The organism is uncultured Paraglaciecola sp. (assembly GCF_943787955.1).
Lineage (GTDB): Bacteria > Pseudomonadota > Gammaproteobacteria > Enterobacterales > Alteromonadaceae > Paraglaciecola.
Map to the genome: position 1 here is coordinate 20,160 of NZ_CALSOK010000002.1, position 25,449 is coordinate 45,608.

The window sequence follows — 25,449 nt, forward strand, 5'->3', positions numbered from 1 at the left end:
TTGCAGGTGAATTGCGATGGGTATCTTGTTAAACACTCAGTATTTTAATGGACAAGCAGTGTCGGATGAAATCCGCCACTAGAGTCATGCTGGTAAACACCCACTGGTGAGCTTTTTTTGTTTATAACAGATAAACTGCAGCCATTAATTATTTAACGATGAAGTTTATGAGCTATTTATTTGCAGTGACTCTGCTTTGGGCATTTTCATTTAGTTTAATTGGGGTGTATTTAGCAGGACAAGTTGATGCGTGGTTTAGCGTTTTGATGCGCATTGCGCTGGCGACTTTAGTTTTTTTACCGTTTTTAAAGTTTAAAAAAACACCCAAACCCTTAGCAATAAAGCTCATGCTCATTGGCGCGATACAACTTGGCGCCATGTATAGTTTTTACTATCACTCCTTTTTATATTTATCTGTACCCGAAGTATTATTATTTACGGTAATGACACCCATTTACATCACCCTGATAAACGATGCACTTGAAAAGCATTTTAACCCGCGTTTTTTGGTTATAGCCATTATTGCCGTGTGTGGTGCGTTAGCTATTCGCTATGAAAGTATTAATAGTCACTTTTTGATGGGTTTGTTATTAGTGCAGGCCGCCAATGTGTGTTTTGCCACAGGGCAAGTGACTTACAAACATTTAATGAGCAACAGTAAGCTGGATCATAAAAATGTTTTTGGGTGGTTTTTTATTGGCGCATTAATAGTCGCTACTGTGTGCTATGTTTTATTTGGCAATACAGATAAGTTACCCAGCACAGCAACTCAATGGGGGGTACTCATCTACTTAGGCATAGTTGCTTCGGGCTTAGGCTATTTTGGATGGAATAAAGGCGCAACCTTAGTCAATGTAGGTGCGTTAGCAGCAATGAATAATGTACTCATTCCAGTAGGTATTGTTGTGAACGTACTAATATGGAATACAGAGGCCGACATACTGAGGTTGAGCATTGGCGCCGGGATTATTGTGGCCGCATTATTACTTAACAAAATAAACACTTAATAAGATAAACACTTAACAATAAACACTTAACAATAAACACTTAATTTTCGGTGGACAAAATATTGCCTGCTGGCTCGTTATAAAATATGAAAATATGAAAATATGAAAATATGAAAATGTGAAAATGTGAAAATGTGAAAAGATGACAAAAACTAAGTGTCTGTTGGCCACTTTAACCGACAACTTAACCAGTAACATAACCAGCAACTTAACACGCTTAGCTGACAAGCCCACGCCACAACGGGCGCTTGGTTAAATATTGCGAGTTCACGATGCACAGTAGCGAATGAAATCAGGTATACCAATCTTAAGCGCATCTAAGGCAGTTTGGGGTAATAGTACACTGCCGTCGGTTTCAATCATCAAACTACTAATGCAGACACGATAGGACCTAATATCACCGGCACAAACTAAATATTCTGGTTCACCTTGAAGCGCCATAGCTGCCACAGTGCCACTTACCCTGGCCTTGTGACTATCTTTGATTGTCTTTAGTTCGTCAATATGAGCGTCTACGCTGGGGGCACCATCAAAAATATCCACTTGGCCGTTATTTCTAAAGCCTTCCTTTTCAAGCATCGCTAATGCAGGCTTGCCTTGATCGTTTGGCCGCCCAATCACGTCTCTGGCTTCTATTGGCAATAAATTAACGTAAATGGGATGTTTTGGCATTAAGTCAGCAATAAATTGATTGCCATTAAGCGCACCATAAAGATCAGCTTCAGAGTAGCTCATATCAAAAAAGTGTCGTCCTAGTGCTTCCCAAAAAGGTGAACGCCCATTTTCATCAAAGTATCCTCGCAAATCCGCCATGACGTTATCGGGAAATCGTTCTCTAAACTGGGCCATAAACAGATAGCGACTGCGTGCTAATAGTTTGCCATTCCCATTTTTGCGATAAGCATCAGTGAGGTATAAAGTGGCCACTTCTGCAAACCCCTCAAAGTGATTGGTGAGATGTAACGTTTCTACTGTCACTTTCTTGTTTATTTGTCGGCTGTACTGGGTTTGCTTATTGAGCTTATAAGAATAAAACTGATCATCCATACCCAATTTAGCGATGATACTTGCTGTGCCCACTAATTTCCCTGTATCAGTATCTTCCATGACCAACAGATAGACTTCACTGCCCGGCTCTTTGATGGTACTGGTGATACTTTTTGATGAAATTAATATTTTTCGCTCTAAGCTTTCTCTGTCTGGAGGCAGTGTTGTCATTCCGGGCGAAGCTGCCAGAGCAATTTCCATAAGATAGTCTATATCTGTAATCTCTACTGGCCTAACAATGATCATAAGCAACACCTTGTTCAACGTGAGTGAAAGTACTCTTGTTTTTTTGTGGGAGGCAAGTCGTTACTTGCAATCGTGTATCTCACAGACCCGCTAGCCAATGGAACTGTGAGATGCTTAGCGGCAGTATTACTGCACGTTTGAAGTATTGGCCATGTAACCTTTGGTTAGTGAGTTAAATACACCACGAGATCAATCACACATTGTCCCATTATTTCTGGTGAGAACGATACTATTATCTGCCCCTCCTAATCTTGACTGGAAACAGCTCTCAATTTTAAGTGAGTTACGATAGATGCCTTGATCAATTGGTTAATCAATTGGAGGTTCTTTTAGCAAAAATAAAAATAGAGTGGGTGTTTTTCCCGGCTGCTCTGGGTTTGCCAGCTACCCTGCGCAAATAAAAAAGCCCTTGTGCGCATGCAAGGGCTTTGTTTCTTAAATAGTTTAGTGATTATAGTTGATTAGATTGAATGTATTCATCCACATACTCAGAAAGCACATTCAATGGTACGGGGCCATTTTTGAGAACCACATCATGAAATTCTCGAATATCGAAACTATTGCCCATTTCGGTTTTGGCTTTTTCACGTAGCTCAAGAATTTTTAACATGCCTATTTTATAGGCTGTTGCTTGAGATGGCATCACGATATGACGCTCCACCATTTTAACCGCGTCAGGTTTCGGGTTAGGCGTATTAGTAACATAATACTCAATACCCTGCTCTCTGTCCCACTGCATGGCATGAATACCTGTATCAACCACTAAACGACAAGCGCGCCATAGTTCCATTGCAAGGCGCCCAAAGTCTGAGTAGGGGTCTTTATAATAGCCAATTTCTTTAGGTAAAAATTCGCTATACAGTCCCCAACCCTCGGTATAGGCGGTATAACGGCCAAAACGTCTAAATTTAGGTAACGCACCTAATTCACCCGCAATCGCTAATTGCATGTGATGCCCTGGTATACCTTCATGAAAGGCTAAGGCTTCCATTTGATAAACTGGCATATCACTCATGCGATATAAATTGGCATAGTAAATACCGGGGCGACTGCCATCCATTGAAGGGCGTTGATAAAACGCTTTCCCGGCTGCTTTTTCACGAAAGGCTTCTACCGCTTTAACCGTTAATTCAGCTTTAGGCTTAACAATAAATAACTCATCTAAACGTGTTTTCATATCATCAATGATGGCGGTAGCTTCACTTAAGTAGCGCGCTTTACCTTGTGCCGTTTCATCGTAATAAAACTGCTTATCCACCCGCATAAAGTCAAAAAATTCATTTAAGGTACCTTCGAATTTCACCGTCTTCATAATGTCACGCATTTCAGTGTGTATGCGAGCCACTTCACTTAAACCAATATCATGAATTTCTTGGGCGCTTAAGTCTGTGGTTGTGGTGCGTTGTAAAGCCCGATTAAAAAAAGCTTCGCCCTCTGGAAATTTCCATGCGCCGTCACGAGTATCGGCTTTAGTGGCTAATTGTTTAACAGCAAAGATTAAATTTTCATACCCAAGTTTAACACTGTCTTTCAATGCACTCACTGCACCAGCAATAAGGGCATCTTTTTCAGCCTGCTCTATTTCAAGTTTGTTTACCTTTTTTGTAAAGTCGGATAATAAAGCACTGTCTTCACCTGTATCAAAAGGTGCGCCTGCAATCACGTTCATGCTCGACTCGGTAATATAAGGAAAGACAAATTTAGGCGGCACAATTCCCTTTTTTTCTCTAAGCTTGAGACCATCAATAACTTGAGAAAATAACGCAGGAATAGCATGTAAACGCGCAATATAGTCTTGTGCTTCTTTCACATTATCGATGGAGTGTTGATTGATCAGCAATGAGGGTATTTGTGTATGAATACCAAACATTTGATTTAATGGGTAGTTATGATGACGCCATTTATAATCATTGATATTATCTTGCAATGTTTGCTTTTGCAGGCGCAAACTCACCGCTGTTTGAGCGTCAAGTGTTGATGTATCAATGCTATTAATCTTAGCTAAATTGGCTATGGCAATTTCGTGATTTTCTTGGATACGTTCCTCTGAAACGTCATTCCACTTATCATAATCATCTTTAATACCAAGAAATGTTTGATACTGCGGTCTGCGCATTACGCCCTCGGTAAATATGTCTTCAAATAATGCATTCGCTTTTTCTGATTCAGTTTGCATAACTGGCGCCATAATTTGCACAGCTGCAGTGTCAGCTGGTGCTGTCTTAGTTATAACGGTTGTATCTGTGGGTACGTCATGACTGCAAGCCGCTAAAAATGCTGTACTGACAACAATGGCAATCTGTTTTCTTAATAACAAAATAAGCTCTCCTGTGGTTACAAGACTAATTTAATGATTGTCTTCAACTTGCTGCAGGGCCTTGTAATCCTGTGCAGCTTAAATTGAGTGCAGCTAGAATAAACGTAATTTTTCAGATCCGCACCTTTTTCATATTAATGAAGCAGCAAAAATGAATGGTTAAGCGGGTTGCATGCAAATAACAGCGTTAACCGAATATCCGTAGAATGAGAAAAAATCACCTGAATTACTGCATTGTATGAAACGTTAAAGGCTTAGCAGTAATGACATAGTCACCAAAAAAGTTCATCTGCGGTGAAGCTTACGCCCTTGAATTTATGATAATCAACTGATGTACATTATTACCCTGATTTCGTTGTATTGAGAATGCGTATCTAGGCAATTTTTTGAGTATATATGTGGAGATTTTTTTTAGTTTTACGATTAACTACGGCTTATGTTTTGCTCATCCAGGATGAGTTTCGCCCCCAAGCATAACAATACACTGCCTGTTATGCCTTCCATCCACCTCAACGCCGCAGGGTTCGCAAAAAAGCGTTTAGCAGAGCTGACAGCTCCCGCCAGCCCAGATTGCCAAATCATAGCCATCATAAAGTGTATACCGGCCATAGTCATAGCTTGCAGGAAAGGAGAGTATTGTGGATCAATAAATTGCGGCAGAAACGCAAGATAAAACACCGCGGTCTTGGGGTTTAACACGTTTGACAGAAAGCCCTCTTGGAGCGACCGACGAACGCTAAATGATCTGACATCAGTATCACCAATCGCAATCCCAGCGTGACCTTTAATAGCGGCTTTCAAGCCGCCCATGCCTAACCAAATAAGGTACGCCGCCCCTACCCATTTCATCGCAAGAAATAGTCCAGCCGATTGAAGTAACATGGCAGAGATGCCCACAGCAGAAAACGTCGCATGCACAAAAAGTCCGAGACAAATACCCAGGCTGGTCAATACGCCATCCTTGCCACCACTACGACTGGTATTCTTGATCACCAGCACCGTATCAATTCCAGGGGTGATGGTTAGTAACGCAATTGCTACAAGGAAGGCTTCAAAATTTAAAATGTGCATTAGTCTAACTTCACTTATTCATTTTTTATCGGGTGAAATCCCAAGATAATTTTATAGCATATCAAGCAAGACAATCAGCGCCCCCAATCAATCAAACGTTATTAAATTATTACTACCCCAACGTAAGGGCTTTGAATAACAACATTTATCTCTTAATAATCACATAGGCATTAACATAAAAACATCCCTATACATGTCATATATTATGAGTAATCATCATCAATCACCATGTATAATGCGATGGAAAGGGGAAAGAAAAGAGGGAGAGAGAAAGCGAGCCTATGGTAGATCATAGCCCCCAGTTTATCTAACAACGCAGTTGTACCTAGTTGGCGACGCTGTCGCAATAAGAATAACAATCACACCTATCCTAAAAAACACCATGAAATCTAGCGAGGTTTACGCGGGGTTTAGGTGCAAGGCCGCTCAACGGGCAATAAAATCCAAAGTCTCAAAGATTACATGATTGCGCCGGTCACCGAGGTTACCGTCACGGTAGGGTGTTTTAAGTGGGCTGCGCACCTTGGGGTAAGTCGTCATTGCTAATCTTTTTTCTGATACCCCAGAGCGAGATCCTCTTCAAAATAAGCAACGTCACAGCCTGCCGCAACACCTTGCTCTGCCATAGGTGCAATGTTTTGCAAGGTAAAGACCTTTCGTCCTTGCAGTTTGCCTGTAGCGATTCGGTAAGTAATGGAATACCCCTGAATTTGTAACATCGGAACGTCTTCCAGCCCATCCAAAGTCAGGTAGTCATTGTCATCATCGATCACTTATAAGCCCTCGCGCAAGAAAACCCGCCACACGCTGACTAAGATAGTGAGTAAGACGATTCAGTTCACTTTTTGTTGGGGCTTTTATTGGATGACTAATGCATCGGGAATGAATTAGGACAACTTCAGGTTGCCCGCAGGGTGGTGAACAAGGATGTTCATCATCAAAACGTGTTTTGCCATAGTTATCTTCGGCATATACACCATCGAGGTAGAGCATATGAAAAATCGGCAGGATAGTCGATTTACACAGCCAGTGGCTTCCACAAAGGGGTGAAGCACAGGGATGTGCTTCGTGAAAGCGGATATTTAAATGACTTCGGGCGTCCTGCCCTTCCCCCCCCCTGCTGAGCCAAATCGTTGGATCAGTGTGACCGCCCCCGTTTGTGTGGTCTGTTTGTTGTAACCTACTTTTTTAGTGATATGGGTGGCAAGTGTGCGATACACAATACCCAGTACTTTTCCCATAATCTGGGGATAGCTGGCACACAAAAATCTAAGTTGAAAAGGGAAGCTCAATGCCCATTGACTAATGGGCTCATGGGGCAACACATCATCAACCAGCAAGGTGGCGCTTTTTGCCATTCGTTGTGCACCTGCATCGAAAACATAGAACTCATCCCCATCATAATGTGAAGTTAGGTGCCGAGAGGATTGACACTTTCCTTGAATATATTCATATACAGATTGTTCGTATTTTTTACCCTCGAATAACACAACGAAATCACCTCCATCATAAAAACAAGTGAGACTATTGTCTTCTTTATGATTGTTTTGAAACTTTTTTTAAACCACGCTCCTGCACTGAGGTCTTTTTAACCTCAGAACTGTAAGCCATTAAAATAAAACCGTATTTCATCCATACCTCCTACTCTTATGCTATACAGTAATTTATACGCCACTGGAATTGGTGCCAAGCTGACTAAGAATACTATACAACTGCCTAATAATTGGCACCAAAACGCCTCTTACGGTCATCATGACACTGTTAAAATTTTGGGTTTCTGTAGTCGAGCGGGCTTACTTGGGGGTTTTCCTTAGAGGCCATTTTTTTACACACTTACGGTTTTCACAAATTGCATCTCCAGGAGGAAGGCAACGAACACTAGGCAAGTATTTATAACAAGCGGTATCCACTTTAATTTGTTTGAGTTTTTGCGCATCGGGCATTTCATTGTAAACTTCAAATGCCTTAACTTGCAGTAGCAATTAACCCTTTGCACACTAACCAGTTGTATGTTTATAAACGCAATCTTTGTCTACAACACAATAGTTTTGGCCTTCGGTGATAATAATTTTAATATTTAATGTGAGCTGAGGAAACCTCAATACATCGTGAGCTCAATAGCTGGAAAAAGTCATAGCCATCCACATATTGCATCATTTCCACTCCACTATCTTCGGCCATTATATAAGAAGTTTTATGATGAAATCCGTAATCATGTCCCGGATAGATATAGGTTTGGTTGAGTTTGTCACCACAGGCTTTTTTTAGACCTGGCAATCGTAACTCCACTTCATCCAATGCTGCTTGCCACAGTTCATCTGAGGTGGAAATAGCAGAGCATGAAGGACTGAGAGTGAGGTTGTTTAAATATTTGCGTTTATCAAAATATGATTCAGTACCACTGGAAATATAAAAAACAGAATTCCAAAGAGCTCGAGACTTAACAGTCCCTCGCGAATTATTTGTTCGTACAAATTCAAATATTTCCTCATAGACTCCATCTTCATGGGCTTCAACACTTCTTTTTTTGTCATTATCTTTGTTAAATATATCATAAACTTGGGACGCATTTGTATAGTGATGAAATGTTTCGTTACCATCAACAACCCATTCTGAAAATGCCGTATCCATTATGGGTCTGCGCGCCTTATGCAAGGCCTCGGTATAAAAATCACCACCTTTTTCGTATACTTTTCTCACAAAAGCGAAGCATTCAATACCCAGATTTTTTTCAAGATATTTTCCACGATTTTTGTCTGTAATGACATTCAAATAGCTTGTGCCCCTAGATTTATTTGCATTGTTTATACTTTTGTGATCACCTAATATTTCTTCAAAGGGAGATGCAAAGCTGGCAAAACTAAATAAAATTCCTAATATTACAACCACTGTATTCTTGTTCATAAATTAATACACCATTAAAAAAAACCAATAAATAAAATTTGAATTAGAAACACAGATAACCCTTCCAATGCTCCTCAGTCATGTGAGGGTAAATTCGTTGTTGATCATGAGGCTTCATTTGTTGCAGGATTTCTAAGTATGCCAGAACATGGCACCGTAATCTCCCTTATCAGAATTGAATCTCTCAGCATATTATGCATGAAACTTTGGATAATGTTCAGAACTGACCTTAATGTTTTGTAAGATAATCTTTTCTCTTTACTTCCCAGCATCTTCATAGCTTTATTATAGGTAAAATAAAACGTCACTTTTCCTAAAATTAAAATATTTAATGCCTCATACACTCCATATTGACATCTATTTTATATTCTTGAGGGAGTGAAAGTTGGCTATTTGTCATCTATTAATCAACCGTTTTTGCTTAATTCAGAATTTAACCCAAACGCCTCTTGCTGTTGTGAAAACCAGTTTTGCTTATGATGATAAACAGCTTTTATTCAAACAGACTTATCTGAGGCGGTGCTCGACTTTGTGGAAGAAATAGCTCGACGACTTCGTCATTTTTTGTACTCAGGTGACTGAGTATCTTTTAGTTCACCAATGGATCTTCAATGCAAAATCATAAAATCCCCTGCGCATATAACCAAAAGCAATCTTGCCTAATAGAGTACTGCGGGCATGGCGTTCTTTTATGTACTTAAGAGGCATAGTCACCCCGACCAAAGCTTTTTTACAGGCATTTTTGTGATACAGCACGGTGATATAGGCCGTCTGTGTAACATGTTATTAACGCTTACAAACTTGTTATCAACAGATATAAAAAAAGCGACATAAGTCGCCTTTTTATAAATTATTAAAATAATTTAGTGCGATTAAGGGATCATTTCGTACATGTCACTTTTTTTGTATTGATCAGTGATCACGAATCCACGATCTGAGCCAATGTTATAGGCTGCTTGCACTGTGATATCTCCATCAGGTGCATTAACTGTAACATCGATTGACAATTTGCCTTTGGTGAAATCTTGAGCAGCTAAGGCGTCTTTAACTTGAGCCGTGATCTTAGTGACCGAGCTTGCTCCTGCCGTAGCAACCATTCCTAAATCATAATGAGTGCCATCTTCATCATGGGCAGTCACATAAACACCGCCATCAAAATCACCCGAGTTGGTCACATATAATATCTGTGAAATACCCGGAGCGAAAGGCATGTAAGGAATATTAACCTCATTGCCATTTAGAGTCCATTCGCCAGCTGGAACGTCTTCGCCTGCAGAGAAAAATATATTAGTTGTTGTTATAAAACTGTACTCGGCAGATACTTCAAATTCCTGAGCGATTAAAGGTATCTGAGCAATTATAGCATCATGATAAGTGCCTGCCGCAATGGTATCGGTGGTTACAGGATAAGTATAATCAACGGTCAATATACCGTCATCAACATCATAACTCAGGTGTCCACCATTCTCAGAGTTCCAATTCAGCCCTTCACCACCACCCTCAATTTGAATCTCAATATCAACCACAGAGGTAGTAAATTCTGCAGGATCTTCTAAATCAGTGTTATTTCCAATCGTGAATGACATACTGTCATGACCTTCGCTCTCCTCTGTGAACATAGTGCGACCAGTATTGACATCAATGACTGCGTCAAACTCATTTGTAACAGTGATAGCTGTTATTTGAGATTCAGAATCCGCTAGCACACCCGTATTACTACCCTCGGAACCATTGTCAAACGTATCATCGCTTCCGGCTTTTATGCTTGAATACGTCACTGACACAGCACCTGCAGCAATTGAGGCCAGATTAAGGTTTACTGCCCCAAAATCCACGACAGTTTCTGAAGTGTCGTAGTTGTCAGTAACAGCAGTAACACGATAAGTCGCGGAGTCTGCAGTCTGGTCTAACAAACTAAAAGTAATTGAATTTCCTTTCTCATCACCGTCTGCTACAACAGTTCCTTCGAATTGAGTTTCTGCCAAAGCGCCTGCGGGTGTAAAAGTAATAGTTATCTCGTCAGATGCGATATAATTAGCGCCCAACTGGAAACCTAAATCTGTAATGGTTTTTGTTTTTTCTCCGTTAGCAGCTGAAACAACTAAACCTTCTAATGAATAAGTTAACGGTGAATTCAGAACATCACCCGCAACCGCATAATTGCTTAAACCAACTATAGTCGCGGCCAGTATGGTCTTTTTAAATATTTGTTTCATGTTTGATACGACTCCAAGTCTTGAAATATGGGTTAGGCCTACCTAATCCTTTGTTTATGAACGTTCATCATAATTCACCATTGTTATGGCTACCTAATTTACATACCATGTTACTGATATCTATAGCAACGATACCAATTTTTAATGCCCGTGTCTCGCTCTCCCTCATCGTTAACGAATGCGAATACTTTCGGGTATTTGTTGCTGTTCCAGTCAATAATCAGCATCAGCGACCTTGCTCTTTAAGCTTTTTGGACATAAACCAAGATTAATTCTGGCCTCAGTATTATGCGATCCCAATGCAGTGCGGTGGTGTACAAACCTTAGCAAAATCATAAAATCCCCTGCGCATATAACCAAAAGCAATCTTGCCTAATAGAGTACTGCGGGCATGGCGTTCTTTTATGTACTTAAGAGGCATAGTCACCCCGACCAAAGCTTTTTTACAGGCATTTTTGTGATACAGCACGGTGATATAGGCCGTCTGTGTAACATGTTATTAACGCTTACAAACTTGTTATCAACAGATATAAAAAAAAGGCGACATAAGTCGCCTTTTTATAAATTATTAAAATAATTTAGTCAAAGTACATATCACTATTTTTTGTATTGATCAGTGATCACGAATCCACGATCTGAGCCAATGTTATAGGCTGCTTGCACTGTGATATCTCCATCAGGTGCATTAACTGTAACATCGATTGACAATTTGCCTTTGGTGAAATCTTGAGCAGCTAAGGCGTCTTTAACTTGAGCCGTGATCTTAGTGACCGAGCTTGCTCCTGCCGTAGCAACCATTCCTAAATCATAATGAGTGCCATCTTCATCATGGGCAGGTCACATAAAACACCGCCATCAAAATCACCCGAGTTGGTCACATATAATATCTGTGAAATACCCGGAGCGAAAGGCATGTAAGGAATATTAACCTCATTGCCATTTAGAGTCCATTCGCCAGCTGGAACGTCTTCGCCTGCAGAGAAAAATATATTAGTTGTTGTTATAAAACTGTACTCGGCAGATACTTCAAATTCCTGAGCGATTAAAGGTATCTGAGCAATTATAGCATCATGATAAGTGCCTACCGCAATGGTATCGGTGGTTACAGGATAAGTATAATCAACGGTCAATATACCGTCATCAACATCATAACTCAGGTGTCCACCATTCTCAGAGTTCCAAATCAGCCCTTCACCACCACCCTCAATTTGAATCTCAATATCAACCACAGAGGTAGTAAATTCTGCAGGATCTTCTAAATCAGTGTTATTTCCAATCGTGAATGACATACTGTCATGACCTTCGCTCTCCTCTGTGAACATAGTGCGACCAGTATTGACATCAATGACTGCGTCAAACTCATTTGTAACAGTGATAGCTGTTATTTGAGATTCAGAATCCGCTAGCACACCCGTATTTACTACCCTCGGAACCATTGTCAAACGTATCATCGCTTCCGGCTTTTATGCTTGAATACGTCACTGACACAGCACCTGCAGCAATTGAGGCCAGATTAAGGTTTACTGCCCCAAAATCCACGACAGTTTCTGTAGTATCGTAGTTGTCAGTAACAGCAGTAACACGATAAGTCGCGGAGTCTGCAGTCTGGTCTAACAAACTAAAAGTAATTGAATTTCCTTTCTCATCACCGTCTGCTACAACAGTTCCTTCGAATTGAGTTTCTGCCAAAGCGCCTGCGGGTGTAAAAGTAATAGTTTATCTCGTCAGATGCGATATAAATTAGCGCCCAACTCGTAAATTAACGATTCAATTGTTTTTTCAGCACCTGGTGCCAAAGTTTGTAAACCTTCTGATGAATAAGTTAACGGTGAATTCAGAACATCACCCGCAACCGCATGATTGCTTAAACCAGCTATAGTCGCGGCCAGTATGGTCTTTTTAAATATTTGTTTCATGTTTGATACGACTCCAAGTCTTGAAATATGGGTTAGGCCGTTCTACCTAATCCTTTTTTTATGAACGTTTATCATAATTTACCATTGTTATGGCTACCTAATTTACATTCCATGTTACTGATTTCTATAGCAACGATACCAATTTTTAATGCCCGTGTCTCGCTCTCCCTCATCGTTAACGAATGCGAATACTTTCGGGTATTTGTTGCTGTTCCAGTCAATAATCAGCATCAGCAACCTTGCTCTTTAAGCTTTTTGAGACATAAACCAAGATTAATTCTGGCCTCAGTATTATGCGATCCCAATGCAGTGCGGTGGTGTACAAACCTTAGCAAAATCTCACAAATAATTGGATGAATAACATAGTTGGCGAGAGACCTTTTTTGCCTACTTTTTTTGGATGTAGACCATATTGACGTGTTCAATATGGAACAGCTTCCGCTGGCCTGAAAACTGATGGTTAAGAATACACTTCATAAAAAAGTAAGTCGCACAGTAAGCGGACGCCACGCGGGATGCTGTTTGAAAAAAGCTAGGTATGGCAGTGCCCGTTAGGGCATAAAAAACTCAAAGCACAGCAAACTGACGATCCAACTCACTCACCCCCAATCCACTCTTTTTCGTCACCCGCAACTGCGTTGGAATGCGTTCTTTCATCGCCTCAATATGACTGATCACCCCAATCATTTTACCCGACGCATTCAAGTTATCCAAAGCATCCAAGGCAATATCCAAGGTTTCAGCATCCAAAGTGCCAAACCCTTCATCAAGAAACAGCGAATCAATACTGGTTTTATGACTCACCAAGTCAGACAAAGCCAAAGCTAACGCAAGACTCACCAAGAAGCTCTCCCCACCTGATAAGGTTTTGGTATCACGCTCTGCATCTCCCTGCCAAGTATCGAGTACGGTCAGCGCTAACCCCTGTTCTTCTTTGCGTTTAAGCAGATAGCGGCCATGGATGCGGTCGAGTTGTTTGTTGGCAAGGTAGACCAAGTTATCCAGCGTGAGTCCTTGGGCAAAGCGGCGGAATTTATCGCCGTTGGCTGAGCCGATTAAACCGTGCAGGTAGCTCAACTGATCATAATCTTGTCGCTGTTGTTCGATTTGGTCGAGTAATGCTTGTTGTCGTGATGTCTGTTTTTGGTCTGCCGACAATTGATTGCTAATGCCACCTCTGCGCTCTACCAGTAAGTCTTTTTCACTTTGCAGCTGCTGCAGTAATACCTTCACGTCTTGTTGTGGTGTTTGTAACCATAAGGTTGCTTCTTCAATCGCATTAAGTTCATCGAGCTGGACCCCAGACTTTTCTAACAACGTATTAGCGCGCTGTAATTGGGTATCGAGTCTTTGTTTCAAACTGATTAGCTGGCTGCGCTGCTGTTCGGGCAGCAGTGCCATTTCAAATTCGCCTTGATGAACAAAAGGGCTGCTGGTGAGTAACGCATACCATTTATCGGTAAGCGCTTTAAGTGACAGTTCAAGCTCTGTTTGCTGTTGTATTTTTGCTTTGATGGCTGCCAATAAGTCGCTATATTGCAGCTCGATTTGTTTGTGAGTTGTCATCGCCAAATGATGGGCCTGCTCGGCAGTACTTAGCTGAACATTGGCATTTTCTCTGGCGAGTGCTACCGTTTGCTTGCCAAATAATTGATGGCGCTGTTTAGCGTTGTCATCCCATTGTTGTTTAAGCTCAGCTTCTTGTAATTGCTCTGATGACAGTTGCCCATCCAGACTCTGCAACAGCTTTTCGGATGTTGCATGTTCGGCACTGTTAAGCTCAATTTGTCGACTTATTTGTTCTTTATCGTGCATTTTTTGCTGATAACGGGTGGCATCTTCACGCTTACTTTGCAGCCATTGCACCCATTCATTTTCTAGCGGAGCGACGTAACCCAAGGCAGTAATATTGGTGAGTAGGGCCGTGCGGTTTTTATCTACCAACTCAATAAGCTGTGCGTAATCTTGCGTCGTTTTTTGACTGCTTTGTTGCAACGATTCTTGGCTTTGCTCCAGTAATTTAAGTTCGCTGCTGAGTTTGTCACTTTCGCGCTGCGTCATATTTAGCGCTTCTTTGTTGGCTTGGCGTGCTTTATCTAGCTGGCTGATTAATTTTAACTGGTTTGATACTTGTTCTAGCTGTTTTTTAAGTGCCCGTTCAAAGGCTTGTAAGCTTTGCGTATCGTTGATGGCGAAGTTGAGCTGTAGTGATGCTACTGTGCCCTGCCATTGCATGACTAACTCATTTTTGAGCGCGCCTAAATCAGCTAGGCGAGTTTGTAACTCTGTCGATCTTACCTTAAATGAATCCAGCTTTTCGCGAACCACTGTGCCTGCTTGTTTACATTGCTCGAGCAGAATTTCAGCTTGGTGTTTTCTGTTTACGGTTTGCGGAATATCTATCGCCATAGCCGGTGATTTAGGATGTTCAATTGCCCCGCACAACGGGCATGCTTCATCGGTTTTAAGTAACTGGCGATATTGTGCTAACTGCTCTTCTTGGCTAACCAGTTGCTGTAGATCTTTGCAGACTTGTTCTTGCTCTTGGTATTTTTGCACTAAGGTATTGCGCTGGGTTGTTAGCTCGTCTACTTGTTGCTGGCTAACCAGTAATTCATTCTGGCCACTGGTTTTATCTTTTTCTAATTGTAAATAACGACGTTGAATATCTTGTGCTTTATGTAACTCAGGCCAAAGGCTATTAATATGTGCAGTTTGGTTTTCAAGCGCGCTGGCGTCTGACTCATGAGTTAAGCTTTGGTAAGCTGTCTCTTTTTCTGCCAGCGCAGTCTGTTGCTGATTTAAACGTTCAGACAGATTTTGCCATTGTCCTTGTAGACGTTGTTTAGCCGTGATGTTTTCATTGCGTTGACGGTCGATGTCTACCGTTTGTTTTTGTAGTATTTGGGCTGCCTGATTATCCCGTTCAAGCTGTTCAAGTGACGCACTCCAGCCGCTTAGCTGCGTGCCTACAGCACTGTCTGCATGATGCTCAGCGAGGTAATTTTGCACAAGGCTATGTTGCGCGTTCAAGCCAGTTAACGCTGCGGTTAATACTTGCTGTTTTCTGGCCGACTCTTGTTGTTGTTGCTGTAATTGACAAATAGCCTGTTGTTTATCACTGTGTTTTTCAGTCAAAGCGCTTATCTGACTATCAAGGGGCTGTACTTTCTCGGTGATCAGTTGTTCCTGACGTTGCTGAGCTTGTTTGCTGCTTTGTAATGATTGTGCTGTTAGTGACAACTTATCGGCTGCGCTTGTTAACTCTACGCTCAATACCGTTTTTGTTTCATGTTGGCCTGCCATTTGTTCATGAGTCGAAGTGTGTTGCTGCGTGACTTCGACTAACCGCTCCCAGCTAGGGCGCAAGCGCTCAGCCGGTTCGCTTTTCTCTAGCAAAGTTAATTCGACTTGTGCATCAGCGATGGCTTGCTTGGCCTCGGTGTTTAATTTACTAGCATCGAGTTGATTTTGCTGGGTACTGAGTCGTTTGTCCCACCAGTTCACATGGCTTTCATGGGTTTTGATCTGTTGCTCTGTGTCTGTTTGTTTGTCTTGTAATTGCGTGAGCTCTTGTTGCAAAACGTGCTTTTGCTCTGCGCTAAGGACTTGGAAGGTATTGGCGCCCACTTGTAACGCATGTAATTTTTGTTTGGCTTGACTATGGTGTTCATGCACCTTTATTGAAACCTGACCATAGACTTCAGTACCGGTAAGCTCTTCCAGTAACTCCGCCCGTTTATTTTCATCTGCGTTAAGAAACGCGGCAAAATTCCCTTGGGAGAGCATCATAGACTTGGTAAAACGGCCAAAGTCTAAGCCAGTTAATTTTTCTATTTCTTCATTTTTTTGGCGAATTTGGGTGGCCAGTACTTTGCCCGTGGCGACCTCTGCGAGTTCAGCATCGGCGGGTTGTAAATTGCCCTCCACGTTGCCCCGTGAACGACGCATACTCCAAAAAGCCCGATACGCTTTGCCTTTTACCTCAAACTCCACCTCTGCCAAACATTCAGACGTGCCTCGGGTCATAATTTCGTTAGATGCATTCGTGATCTGACCCAGCCTAGGCGTTTGATGATAAAGCGCTAGGCAAATAGCATCTAATAAGGTGGTTTTGCCTGCCCCAGTGGGTCCGGTAATCGCAAATAGACCGTTTTTGGCAAAAGGAGAATGGGTAAAATCAATTTTCCATTCCCCCTTGAGTGAATTGAGGTTTTTTAACCGAATGCTTAAAATCTTCATACATCGGTTCCCTTATGGGCTACTTCAGATAATATCTGGCTAAACCGCTGTCGCACTTGCCCCAGTGTTTGCTGCTCATCCTCAGTGTCGAATACTTCCATGGCTAAACGTTTTTCAAATACGTCTTGGGGCGTTAACTCTGCAAGGGTTTCACTTTGCATTTGGCTAAGCAACTGTCTGCGCTGGTTGCGCGAACGCCGTAATTGCAACACCTCTACATTGACCCCTTGCGTGATATCTTGGATACGTTGCTGCAAGTCTGATAAATAATCTTGGCTGTCTACTTCTAGGCACAACCAACAGGCCAATTCTGTAGCATCTTTATGTTTAAAAGATTGTAACGCTGCTGTTATCGCTAACAAGTCACCTCCGAGCACTTGCATGGGCTGAAAAACAGGAATGTTAATGGGGGTTAAACGCGTACGTTTTGCCCCCGTAAATTCCACCAGCATGACTTGCTTCTGTGTACCGAGTTCATCAAAACTCAAGGGAATAGGTGAGCCGCAATAACGGATATGTTCAGACTTGGCGACTATCTGCGGCTTATGAATATGCCCCAACGCAATGTAGTCAGCGGGGGGGAATCCGTCAGCGGCAAACCCGTCTAAGGTACCGATGTAAATGTCGCGCACACTTTCAGATTGGCTGACCCCCAGCGCGGTTAAATGTCCGGTGGCAACGATGGGTATGGCTAGGCCAGAGTTTTGCCTTTTTGCCTCGGCGATTTGATAAAGTGTTTGGTAATGCTGCTTAATCGCATCGCCCAGTGCTTGGCGTTTTTGTAATCCTGTTTCACCTGCTGCACTTTGCAGCACATCTCTGGCTCGGATAAAAGGCACCGCGCATAAAATAGCCCCAGGTTGGCCGAGTTTATCGGGGATAGTAAAGACTTGTTCGTCAGTAGCGATACCGGTACTGGCCACCACAAAGGTATTCAAACAGGCAAGAATTTGCTTGGATTCGTTTAACGTCGAAACCGAGTCGTGATTGCCGCCCAGCACCACTAACACACAGTTGAGCTGTTGCATGTCCACCACAAACTGGTTATACATTTCTCGGGCGTAACTGGGTGGCGTACCCGTATCAAAAATATCACCGGCGATGATCACCGCGTCGACTTGCTCTGCAGCGACCTGCTGTAAAAGCCAGTCAATAAACCCTTGGTGCTCTTCTTTACGACTTTTAGTGAAGAAACTTTGGCCAAGATGCCAATCAGAGGTGTGCAGTATCTTCATTGTGACCCTTCCCAGACGTCTAAAAACAGGTTATTTCGGTGCAATAAGCGCGGATTGCCATTATACCCATGCTAAACCAAAATACTCTTAAGCCTATCCCTTTTAATTCCATGAGATTAAAAGTGATTTAATAAAACTGACAAAGCACACATATCCAATAATGGCAAAGTCAACAAAACCCTCAATGGGCGGCCCCGGGGTATAGTGGTATGCCTCTGAGTATGCTTAGGCACTGTTCAAAAGATTTAAAGCTCGAGTGTGCCACAGGGGCATAAACCAACACCACCCAAGGTGTGATAACATGATATTTCACCATCAAACCAATTCCCCCTCGAATCCCATCCACATACTTGTTATATTCGTAGCCTGTAAAGAAGGTTTTGGGTTGATATTGCTTGCAATAATCACCCAAAATAATTGGGAATTTGGTGAAAATCCAAAACTGTACCCGCAACTGTAAACGTTGATAAAAACGTCAGTCAGATACCAGCCTTATACCACCTTGAAGTAGGTAATCTACTTCAAGGTATACTTTAAATTTTCGTGCGGGAACACACGGATAACATTTTATCTAGACAGTTATCATGCTGTTGTTTGATGTGTTTCCCTGCCCTCGCTATTTGAGTCAACATTTTGATAGTGAATGTTATTCTGATTATTGAATACAAGCGTGAGTGCCAGCCATCGCATGTCTAGCACCTGCTCCCTTATTGCCACCAATGTGAGCCTAAAAATAGGTCAACAACAGATTTTGTCTGATGTGTGCCTTAATCTAGGCGCAGGCAAAGTCATGGGTGTGCTGGGACCCAATGGGGCCGGTAAAACCAGCCTACTTAAAATGTTATCAGGGCAATTAGCGAGTCATCATAGTGTCAGTTGGAATAATAAAACCCTGACAGATTACGATCCTATGTCTTTGGCAAAACAAATCTCAGTAGTGAATCAACTTAACGAAAGCGTCTTTGCTTTAGACCTATACCAGATAGTGCGCATGGGCCTGTTACCGCACAAATCATTACTCAGCAGACAAACACCCCATGACGACAAAAGCATCAGCGACGCCATATTCCGGGTAGGACTCGAAAACAAAGTTAAGCAAAGCTTTAATTCTTTATCTGGCGGTGAACAACAACGAGGTTTAATTGCCCGCGCCTTAGTGCAAAAAGCCGCACTTATCATCTTAGACGAGCCAGTTAATCATCTCGATATATATTATCAACATCAAGTGCTTAAGTTGCTGCGTTCCCTTGCTCACAAACTGAATATTACAGTAGTCATGAGCCTACATGACTTAAATTTAGCCGCCAATTATTGTGATCATCTTTGTTTGTTGGATGCAGGAAAAATGGTCGCACAAGGTTCACCGGAACAGGTGCTCACCTCACAACGCTTACAACAGGTGTTTAAAATACCATGCCAAATAAGGCATGAAGTTAACAATGCAGCATTTCGGGTGGACTTTTACCCACCTGATGAAGTTGAAACAGATATCATGTCTGCTGCTAAGGGCTGTGACACGTGAACAAAAAATGGATGTTTTTATGTTTACTGGTTATCGCCTCACCTATTGGCGCTTTGTTTTTTGGCGCCGCAGATTTTTCCAGTACACAACTTGTGCAATGTATCACCCAAGGTTGCCAAGATCCCGTGAACAGCATGATTTTTTGGGAAATCCGAGCGCCAAGAGTATTTGTGGGATTTTTGGTAGGCGCAGGGTTAGCGGTAGCGGGCGCTACATTACAAAATATTACCCGCAATGGTTTAGCCGACCCCTATTTATTTGGAGTGGTATCAGGAGCCGGATTAGGTGCCAGCATTGCCACCTTGTTATTTGATAGCAAGGTAGCTGAGCAAATTGGGCTGCTAGAAATGTTCCCTAATCTATCTTTTTCATTGGCCCTTCCCTTTGCAGCATTTTTAGGTGCGTTGTTTTCGGTGTTTTTAGTGCAGATTTTGGCGTCGAAAACCTTTGGCAGTAAAACTGAACATATGCTGCTCGCAGGCATAGCTGTGTCTTTTATGCTCAGTGCACTGAGTCATTTTTTATTGTTTTTGGGTGAACCTTTTGCTGCCAACAAAGTGATATTTTGGCTAATGGGCAGCCTCGCCCGAGTAGAGTCTTGGTATGCCTGGGTAATGCTGCCGGTTGTAGTGGTGAGCGTGGCAATATTACTACTTTATGGCAGGCATATGGACGCACTATTAATTGGGGATGAGAACGCTAAAACACTTGGCGTACAGGTCACCCGTTTACGGATTTTATCCCTGGCAATTTGTGCCGCACTCACCGCCTGCATTGTGTCTTATTGTGGGGGTATAGGTTTTGTTGGTTTGATGATCCCGCATATTGTTAGAACATGGTTGGGTGTCACCAGCCGTATTGTTACCCTCGGCTGCGTGTTACTCGGAGGATGTTTTATGGTGTGGGTTGATGTGTTGGCTCGTGTGGCATTGCCTAATCAAGAAATTCCCATAGGCATTATTACTTCAGCTATTGGCAGTGTGTTTTTTCTCATCGTGATGAGCCAAAGACGCAGTTAAAAATCAATTAACAAGGTATTCCAAATATTATGCAGACTCATCAACTTCCGGTTTTTACATCTAAATATTGGAATATCCCACAGCTAGATCAGGCGAAGCTTGCTGACATACAAGTTCACATCGACACGAAAACCAAACCCATTGGCGCCTTAGGTCAACTTGAAACCATCGCTAAAAGGTTAAGCCTGACTCAAGGCTATCATTCAGGCAATTACCAATATATTGAGATCATCCACCCCACCATTATGATTTTTGCAGCCGACCACGGCATTGCTCAAAACGGTGTGAGTATTGCGCCCAGTGAAGTGACAAGGCAAATGGTGGCAAACTTTTTAGCGGGCGGCGCTGCCATTAATTGTTTTTGTGACAGTTTAAATATACACCTAAGCGTGATTGATGCGGGCATGTTACACCCAGTAGAAACACCCCATCCTATGTTAATTAATCAGTCTATTGTACCGGGTACCGCTGACTTTTCTATCAAACCCGCCATGACCCATGTTCAAGCTGAACAATGTTTATTAATGGGTCAACAAGCCGCTGTACAACAATTACAAACAGGCACTAACGTCCTGGGTTTTGGCGAGATGGGCATTGGCAATACAAGTGCCGCATCTGCACTGCTGAGTGTGTTAACAGGTTTACCCGCCCAGCAAACCACGGGGATTGGAACAGGTATTACATCACAACAATTAATGAAAAAAATCCGCCTTATTAACCTTGCACAACAGCGAGTCCAAGGACAATATGCAACTGACCGGTTAAGCGCACAATCTGCATTAGTCGAAGTCGGCGGCTTTGAAATTGGGCAAATAGTGGGGGCGATGTTAGCCACCGCGAGTGCAGGTAAAACCATATTAGTTGATGGCTTTATTGTATCGGTTGCGGCTTTAATAGCCACTCGCATCTCGCCACAAGCACAACAATTTATGCTGTTTGCTCATTGTTCTGCAGAAAACGCTCATCAGCTATTGCTCAAAGAGCTCAATGCAACACCATTGTTGGATTTAGGGTTACGATTAGGGGAAGGTACTGGCGCTGCATTGGCTGTGCCTTTACTGAGAGTCGCAGCCAATTTCTATAATAATATGGCGACCTTTGACAGTGCGCAAGTCACAGTATGAGCAAGCCATAATGCAAACATGGTGTAGGTACCAATTAAACTTATTTTTACTCGCGCTGAGTTTTTTCAGTCGTCTACCTTCCTCCAAAAACATACAATACAGCCCAAGTAAAATGCGCAGGGCCAGTCGCTATTTTCCGTTAGTCGGTTGGCTTTTAGCATTCATACTTATTGGCGTGTATAGCGTTACTCAGCCATTGATTGGCAGTTCACCCGCTCTTTGTTTAATGATCATACTTAGCTTACTGATGACAGGCGCCTTACATGAAGATGGCCTTGCAGATACATTTGATGGCTTTTTTGGTGGTGATACTAAAGCGCGTAAATTAGCCATTATGAAGGACAGTCGTATTGGCACGTTCGGTACTTGTGCACTAGTTGTGGCACTCTTGAGCAAGTTTATTTTACTGAGCGCCCTTGCAGAACAAGGCTGGCTTGTCGTTAGCGTGTTGCTCGCTTACCCACTATCTAGAGCAATGGCGATTAGCTTAGTACAAGACATGCATTACGTATCAAATCACATTCCAAATAGTGGCAGTAAAAGTGCACCACTCGCCAAACCTTTTTGCACAAAAGTATTGAGCTTTGTGGTGATAACGGGAGCCGCCGCTTGTATTTTGTTACCACTTTTGACTGTTATTTATTTGTTAGTAGGTAGTTTGATATTGAGATATTGGCTGAGTTTTTGGATGAATAAACATATCAATGGTTACACTGGAGATTGCCTAGGCGCAGCACAACAACTGCAGGAATTACTGATTTACCTAATTATCTTGTCAAATATACAAGTCATTTTATGAAGCAAGGAGTGAATGAATGATACACCTAGTATTAGGGGGCGCTCGCTCAGGAAAATCACGTTTTGCTGTAGAGCAAGTGATAGAACTAAGCGCAATAACCAATTTACCCGTTACGTTTGTCGCCACCGCCACGGCCAGCGATCCTGAAATGGCACAAAGGATTGCTTATCATGAGGCGGAGCGCCCTGACCATTGGCGCTTAGCTGAGGTTCCACTAGATCTCACATTACTCTTAGCAGAAGTCGAATTTTTTCCTAAGCAAATATTGTTGATTGATTGTTTAACTTTATGGTTAAACAATCACTTATTCGAATACCCCGAACAAAATTACACGATCCTATTTAGTGAATTACTCGACGCCCTTGAAACCAGCAAATGTGATATCTATTTAGTGTCCAACGAGGTCGGATTAGGCATTATACCTATGGGGGAAGTCAGCCGTCAGTTCGTCGACCAAGCAGGCTGGCTAAATCAAGCTTTGGCAGCCCGTGTGGATAAAGTGACATTCATTGCAGCAGGTCTACCTATGACCTTAAAAGGCACATCAACATGACAGACGATATTAATAAGTCAAACGACACTCAATTCAATCTAGTGCGCCATGGACAAATAGACGGACCTGCGGCTTTATATGGTCGAACAGATGTGGCTTTAAGTCGTGATGGCTGGCAACAGATGTTTCAGCAGACTAATCGCCTTCATAATTTAGACAATATCATTAGCTCACCTCTAAGACGATGCCGTGATTTTGCCAAAGAGCTGGCCTCCGACCATCGACTAACATTACAGATTGAATCAGGTATGCAAGAATGTGATTTTGGCGAGTGGGACGGAATTGAGTTTGACGACCATTCCCAGCAATGGCCATTAATGACCTCGTTCTGGCAAGATCCCGACCATAATACGCCGCCTCAGGGAGAGTCACTGGAAACCTTTCATAATAGGGTCGTAGCAAGTTGGCAGTCACTGTGCAAACAACACAAAGGACAAAACAACTTAGTGGTATGCCACGGTGGTGTTATCAGGCAAATATTGGCCCACATCCTGCCCACAGACTGGCGATCAGGGGAATGGTATAGCCAATTACAAATAGGTCATGCCAGTTTGACCCGTATCGTTATTCCTGCCTACCCAGACGCTAAACCGAGTGTGGTTTTTATTGGCCTACCAGCAGACTTTGGGCAAGCAGATTTTGAATAAAAAATGACCAACACCCAAGCCGCCACTTTAATGATACAAGGCACAACATCCGATGCAGGTAAAAGTGTGTTGGTGGCTGGGTTTTGTCGTTGTTTAAAACGTTTGGGGTATCAAGTCGCGCCATTTAAACCACAAAATATGGCATTAAATAGTGCGGTGACCGCCGACGGAGGTGAAATAGGTCGTGCCCAAGCGTTACAAGCACAAGCTGCAGGTGTAGCGCCTCATGTAGACATGAACCCAATATTACTGAAGCCAAGCAGCGATACCGGTGCTCAGGTGATTATTCACGGTAAAGCCATCAGTAATATGCAGGCTCAGGCTTATCATGATTACAAAAAAATAGCGATGCAAGCGGTGCTAGACTCCCACCTGCGTTTATCTAAGCAGTATCAGGTCGTTATGGTTGAAGGAGCGGGTAGCCCAGCGGAAATCAACTTACGCGAGGGCGACATTGCTAATATGGGGTTTGCCGAAGCGGTTGATTGTCCTGTGATCATCGTGGCAGATATTGACAAAGGCGGTGTGTTTGCTCATTTAGTTGGCACCTTAGACTTACTTTCCCCAAGTGAACAAAACCGCGTGGTAGGTTTTGTGATCAATAAATTTCGTGGTGATATTGCGTTATTACAAAGTGGTTTAGACTGGTTAGAACAACGCACCCATAAACCGGTTTTAGGGGTCTTGCCCTATTTAATGGACTTACAATTGGCTGAAGAAGACGCCATTCAAGCCAACCAAACGATTGACCAAGACGATATACGTTTGCGTATTGCGGTACCTGTTTTCTCACGGATCAGCAATCATACCGACTTTGATATGTTGCGGACTCACCCTCAAATTGAACTGACCTTTGTGCGCCAAGGCCAAAATATACCCGCAGCTGATCTTATTATTTTACCTGGCAGTAAACATGTCAGAGCAGATATAGAATTGCTTCGCAAACTTAGCTGGGACAAGGATATTGCCAAACACTTGCGTTACGGTGGCAAAGTATTAGGAATTTGTGGCGGTTATCAAATGTTGGGGCAAACCATCCACGACCCAACAGGCATTGAAGGTACAATGGGCTCGTCTAATGGACTGGGATACTTGCCTATAAGCACCACACTGCAGATTGAAAAACAGCTGACTCTCAGCAAGGGTAGATTAATATTACAAGCAGACGTTCACAATAATGATATCGAAGTGTTAATCTCAGGCTATCAAATACATGTTGGACACACTGAACGAGAAACTGGTTTTAACGCTTTTGCACTATTAGATGATGGGCAACTAGGCAAAGGACAATTAGACGACAAGCAATTAGAAAAAGGGCAACTTGAGGGCTGTGTCAGCGCAGATAACCAAGTGGCAGGCAGTTATTTACACGGCATGTTCGACTCACCTGAAGCGTTGCAGCAGATTATCGCTTGGGCCGGAGTAAATACAGACGAAGTCGACAGCTATGTTAGCCATCAAGAATATGAATTAGACCGTCTAGCCGATGCCTGTATGACACATTTAGACTGGCAAAAAATACACACATTTATCACTGAACAAACATACATACATACAAACAAACAAACAAACAAAGAGTAAAAC

The 25,449-nt window shown here is 42.5% G+C and carries 20 protein-coding genes, 1 pseudogene and 1 riboswitch; of the genes and pseudogenes, 8 read left to right on the forward strand and 13 right to left on the reverse strand.

What is annotated here, in order from left to right; genetic code table 11:
• The first annotated feature begins 167 nt into the window (after positions 1–167).
• The gene (locus Q0Y52_RS00805; protein WP_297816745.1) at positions 168–1,007 is read left to right on the forward strand and encodes a carboxylate/amino acid/amine transporter; all 840 of its coding nucleotides are present in this window, start codon (positions 168–170) and stop codon (positions 1,005–1,007) included.
• A 267-nt stretch (positions 1,008–1,274) separates the two neighbouring features.
• Here Q0Y52_RS00805 and Q0Y52_RS00810 read toward each other — a convergent pair whose 3' ends face one another.
• The 13 genes and pseudogenes from Q0Y52_RS00810 to sbcD form a co-directional block, all read right to left on the reverse strand.
• Complete coding sequence (locus Q0Y52_RS00810) at positions 1,275–2,300, reverse strand: arginine N-succinyltransferase (protein WP_297816747.1); 1,026 nt, start codon at positions 2,298–2,300, stop codon at positions 1,275–1,277.
• Positions 2,301–2,751: 451 nt separating this feature from the next.
• On the reverse strand, positions 2,752–4,617 hold the full coding sequence (locus Q0Y52_RS00815; protein ID WP_297816750.1) for a DUF885 family protein: 1,866 nt from the start codon (positions 4,615–4,617) through the stop codon (positions 2,752–2,754).
• Positions 4,618–5,040: 423 nt separating this feature from the next.
• The gene (locus Q0Y52_RS00820) at positions 5,041–5,688 is read right to left on the reverse strand and encodes a LysE family translocator (RefSeq protein WP_297816753.1); all 648 of its coding nucleotides are present in this window, start codon (positions 5,686–5,688) and stop codon (positions 5,041–5,043) included.
• Positions 5,689–6,230: 542 nt separating this feature from the next.
• Positions 6,231–6,407, reverse strand: coding sequence for a hypothetical protein (locus Q0Y52_RS00825; protein WP_297816756.1), 177 nt, complete (start codon positions 6,405–6,407; stop codon positions 6,231–6,233).
• Between the two features lie 399 nt (positions 6,408–6,806).
• Positions 6,807–7,058 (reverse strand): annotated as a pseudogene (locus tag Q0Y52_RS00830) (IS91 family transposase); the annotation flags it as partial.
• Between the two features lie 700 nt (positions 7,059–7,758).
• The gene (locus Q0Y52_RS00835; RefSeq protein WP_297816759.1) at positions 7,759–8,592 is read right to left on the reverse strand and encodes a hypothetical protein; all 834 of its coding nucleotides are present in this window, start codon (positions 8,590–8,592) and stop codon (positions 7,759–7,761) included.
• A gap of 872 nt (positions 8,593–9,464) precedes the next feature.
• Complete coding sequence (locus tag Q0Y52_RS00840; protein ID WP_297816762.1) at positions 9,465–10,808, reverse strand: hypothetical protein; 1,344 nt, start codon at positions 10,806–10,808, stop codon at positions 9,465–9,467.
• Positions 10,809–11,405: 597 nt separating this feature from the next.
• The gene (locus tag Q0Y52_RS00845; RefSeq protein ID WP_297816766.1) at positions 11,406–11,606 is read right to left on the reverse strand and encodes a hypothetical protein; all 201 of its coding nucleotides are present in this window, start codon (positions 11,604–11,606) and stop codon (positions 11,406–11,408) included.
• A gap of 2 nt (positions 11,607–11,608) precedes the next feature.
• Positions 11,609–12,217, reverse strand: coding sequence for a hypothetical protein (locus tag Q0Y52_RS00850; protein ID WP_297816768.1), 609 nt, complete (start codon positions 12,215–12,217; stop codon positions 11,609–11,611).
• Positions 12,201–12,521 (reverse strand): hypothetical protein, encoded by a 321-nt coding sequence (locus tag Q0Y52_RS00855; RefSeq protein WP_297818068.1) that lies wholly within the window; start codon positions 12,519–12,521, stop codon positions 12,201–12,203. Before Q0Y52_RS00855 ends, Q0Y52_RS00850 begins: the two co-directional genes overlap by 17 nt.
• Positions 12,522–12,532: 11 nt before the next feature.
• Positions 12,533–12,724, reverse strand: coding sequence for a hypothetical protein (locus Q0Y52_RS00860; RefSeq protein WP_297816771.1), 192 nt, complete (start codon positions 12,722–12,724; stop codon positions 12,533–12,535).
• Positions 12,725–13,291: 567 nt separating this feature from the next.
• Complete coding sequence (locus Q0Y52_RS00865) at positions 13,292–16,966, reverse strand: AAA family ATPase (protein WP_297816773.1); 3,675 nt, start codon at positions 16,964–16,966, stop codon at positions 13,292–13,294.
• Positions 16,963–18,201: an exonuclease subunit SbcD gene (gene sbcD, locus Q0Y52_RS00870; RefSeq protein ID WP_297816776.1), complete on the reverse strand. Its 1,239-nt coding sequence runs from the start codon at positions 18,199–18,201 to the stop codon at positions 16,963–16,965. The genes Q0Y52_RS00865 and sbcD overlap by 4 nt, the downstream gene beginning before the upstream one ends.
• A gap of 358 nt (positions 18,202–18,559) precedes the next feature.
• Positions 18,560–18,711: riboswitch (cobalamin riboswitch) on the forward strand.
• Positions 18,712–18,889: 178 nt separating this feature from the next.
• Between sbcD and Q0Y52_RS00875 the strand changes: the two genes are divergently transcribed.
• Genes Q0Y52_RS00875 through Q0Y52_RS00905 form a run of 7 tightly spaced genes read left to right on the forward strand, consistent with a single transcriptional unit; the run spans position 18,890 to position 25,446 of the window.
• A complete protein-coding gene (locus Q0Y52_RS00875) occupies positions 18,890–19,723 on the forward strand; it encodes an ABC transporter ATP-binding protein (RefSeq protein WP_297816779.1) in 834 nt (277 codons plus the stop codon).
• Complete coding sequence (locus tag Q0Y52_RS00880; RefSeq protein ID WP_297816781.1) at positions 19,720–20,742, forward strand: iron ABC transporter permease; 1,023 nt, start codon at positions 19,720–19,722, stop codon at positions 20,740–20,742. Before Q0Y52_RS00875 ends, Q0Y52_RS00880 begins: the two co-directional genes overlap by 4 nt.
• 29 nt (positions 20,743–20,771) lie before the next feature.
• Entirely contained in the window at positions 20,772–21,866 is a 1,095-nt protein-coding gene (gene cobT / locus Q0Y52_RS00885) for a nicotinate-nucleotide--dimethylbenzimidazole phosphoribosyltransferase (protein WP_297816783.1), read from the forward strand.
• A gap of 10 nt (positions 21,867–21,876) precedes the next feature.
• The gene (cobS, locus tag Q0Y52_RS00890) at positions 21,877–22,665 is read left to right on the forward strand and encodes an adenosylcobinamide-GDP ribazoletransferase (RefSeq protein ID WP_297816786.1); all 789 of its coding nucleotides are present in this window, start codon (positions 21,877–21,879) and stop codon (positions 22,663–22,665) included.
• A 16-nt stretch (positions 22,666–22,681) separates the two neighbouring features.
• A complete protein-coding gene (gene cobU / locus Q0Y52_RS00895) occupies positions 22,682–23,218 on the forward strand; it encodes a bifunctional adenosylcobinamide kinase/adenosylcobinamide-phosphate guanylyltransferase (protein WP_297816789.1) in 537 nt (178 codons plus the stop codon).
• Complete coding sequence (gene cobC / locus Q0Y52_RS00900) at positions 23,215–23,865, forward strand: histidine phosphatase family protein (RefSeq protein ID WP_297816792.1); 651 nt, start codon at positions 23,215–23,217, stop codon at positions 23,863–23,865. The genes cobU and cobC overlap by 4 nt, the downstream gene beginning before the upstream one ends.
• 3 nt (positions 23,866–23,868) lie before the next feature.
• Positions 23,869–25,446, forward strand: coding sequence for a cobyric acid synthase (locus Q0Y52_RS00905; protein ID WP_297816795.1), 1,578 nt, complete (start codon positions 23,869–23,871; stop codon positions 25,444–25,446).
• Positions 25,447–25,449: the final 3 nt, after the last annotated feature.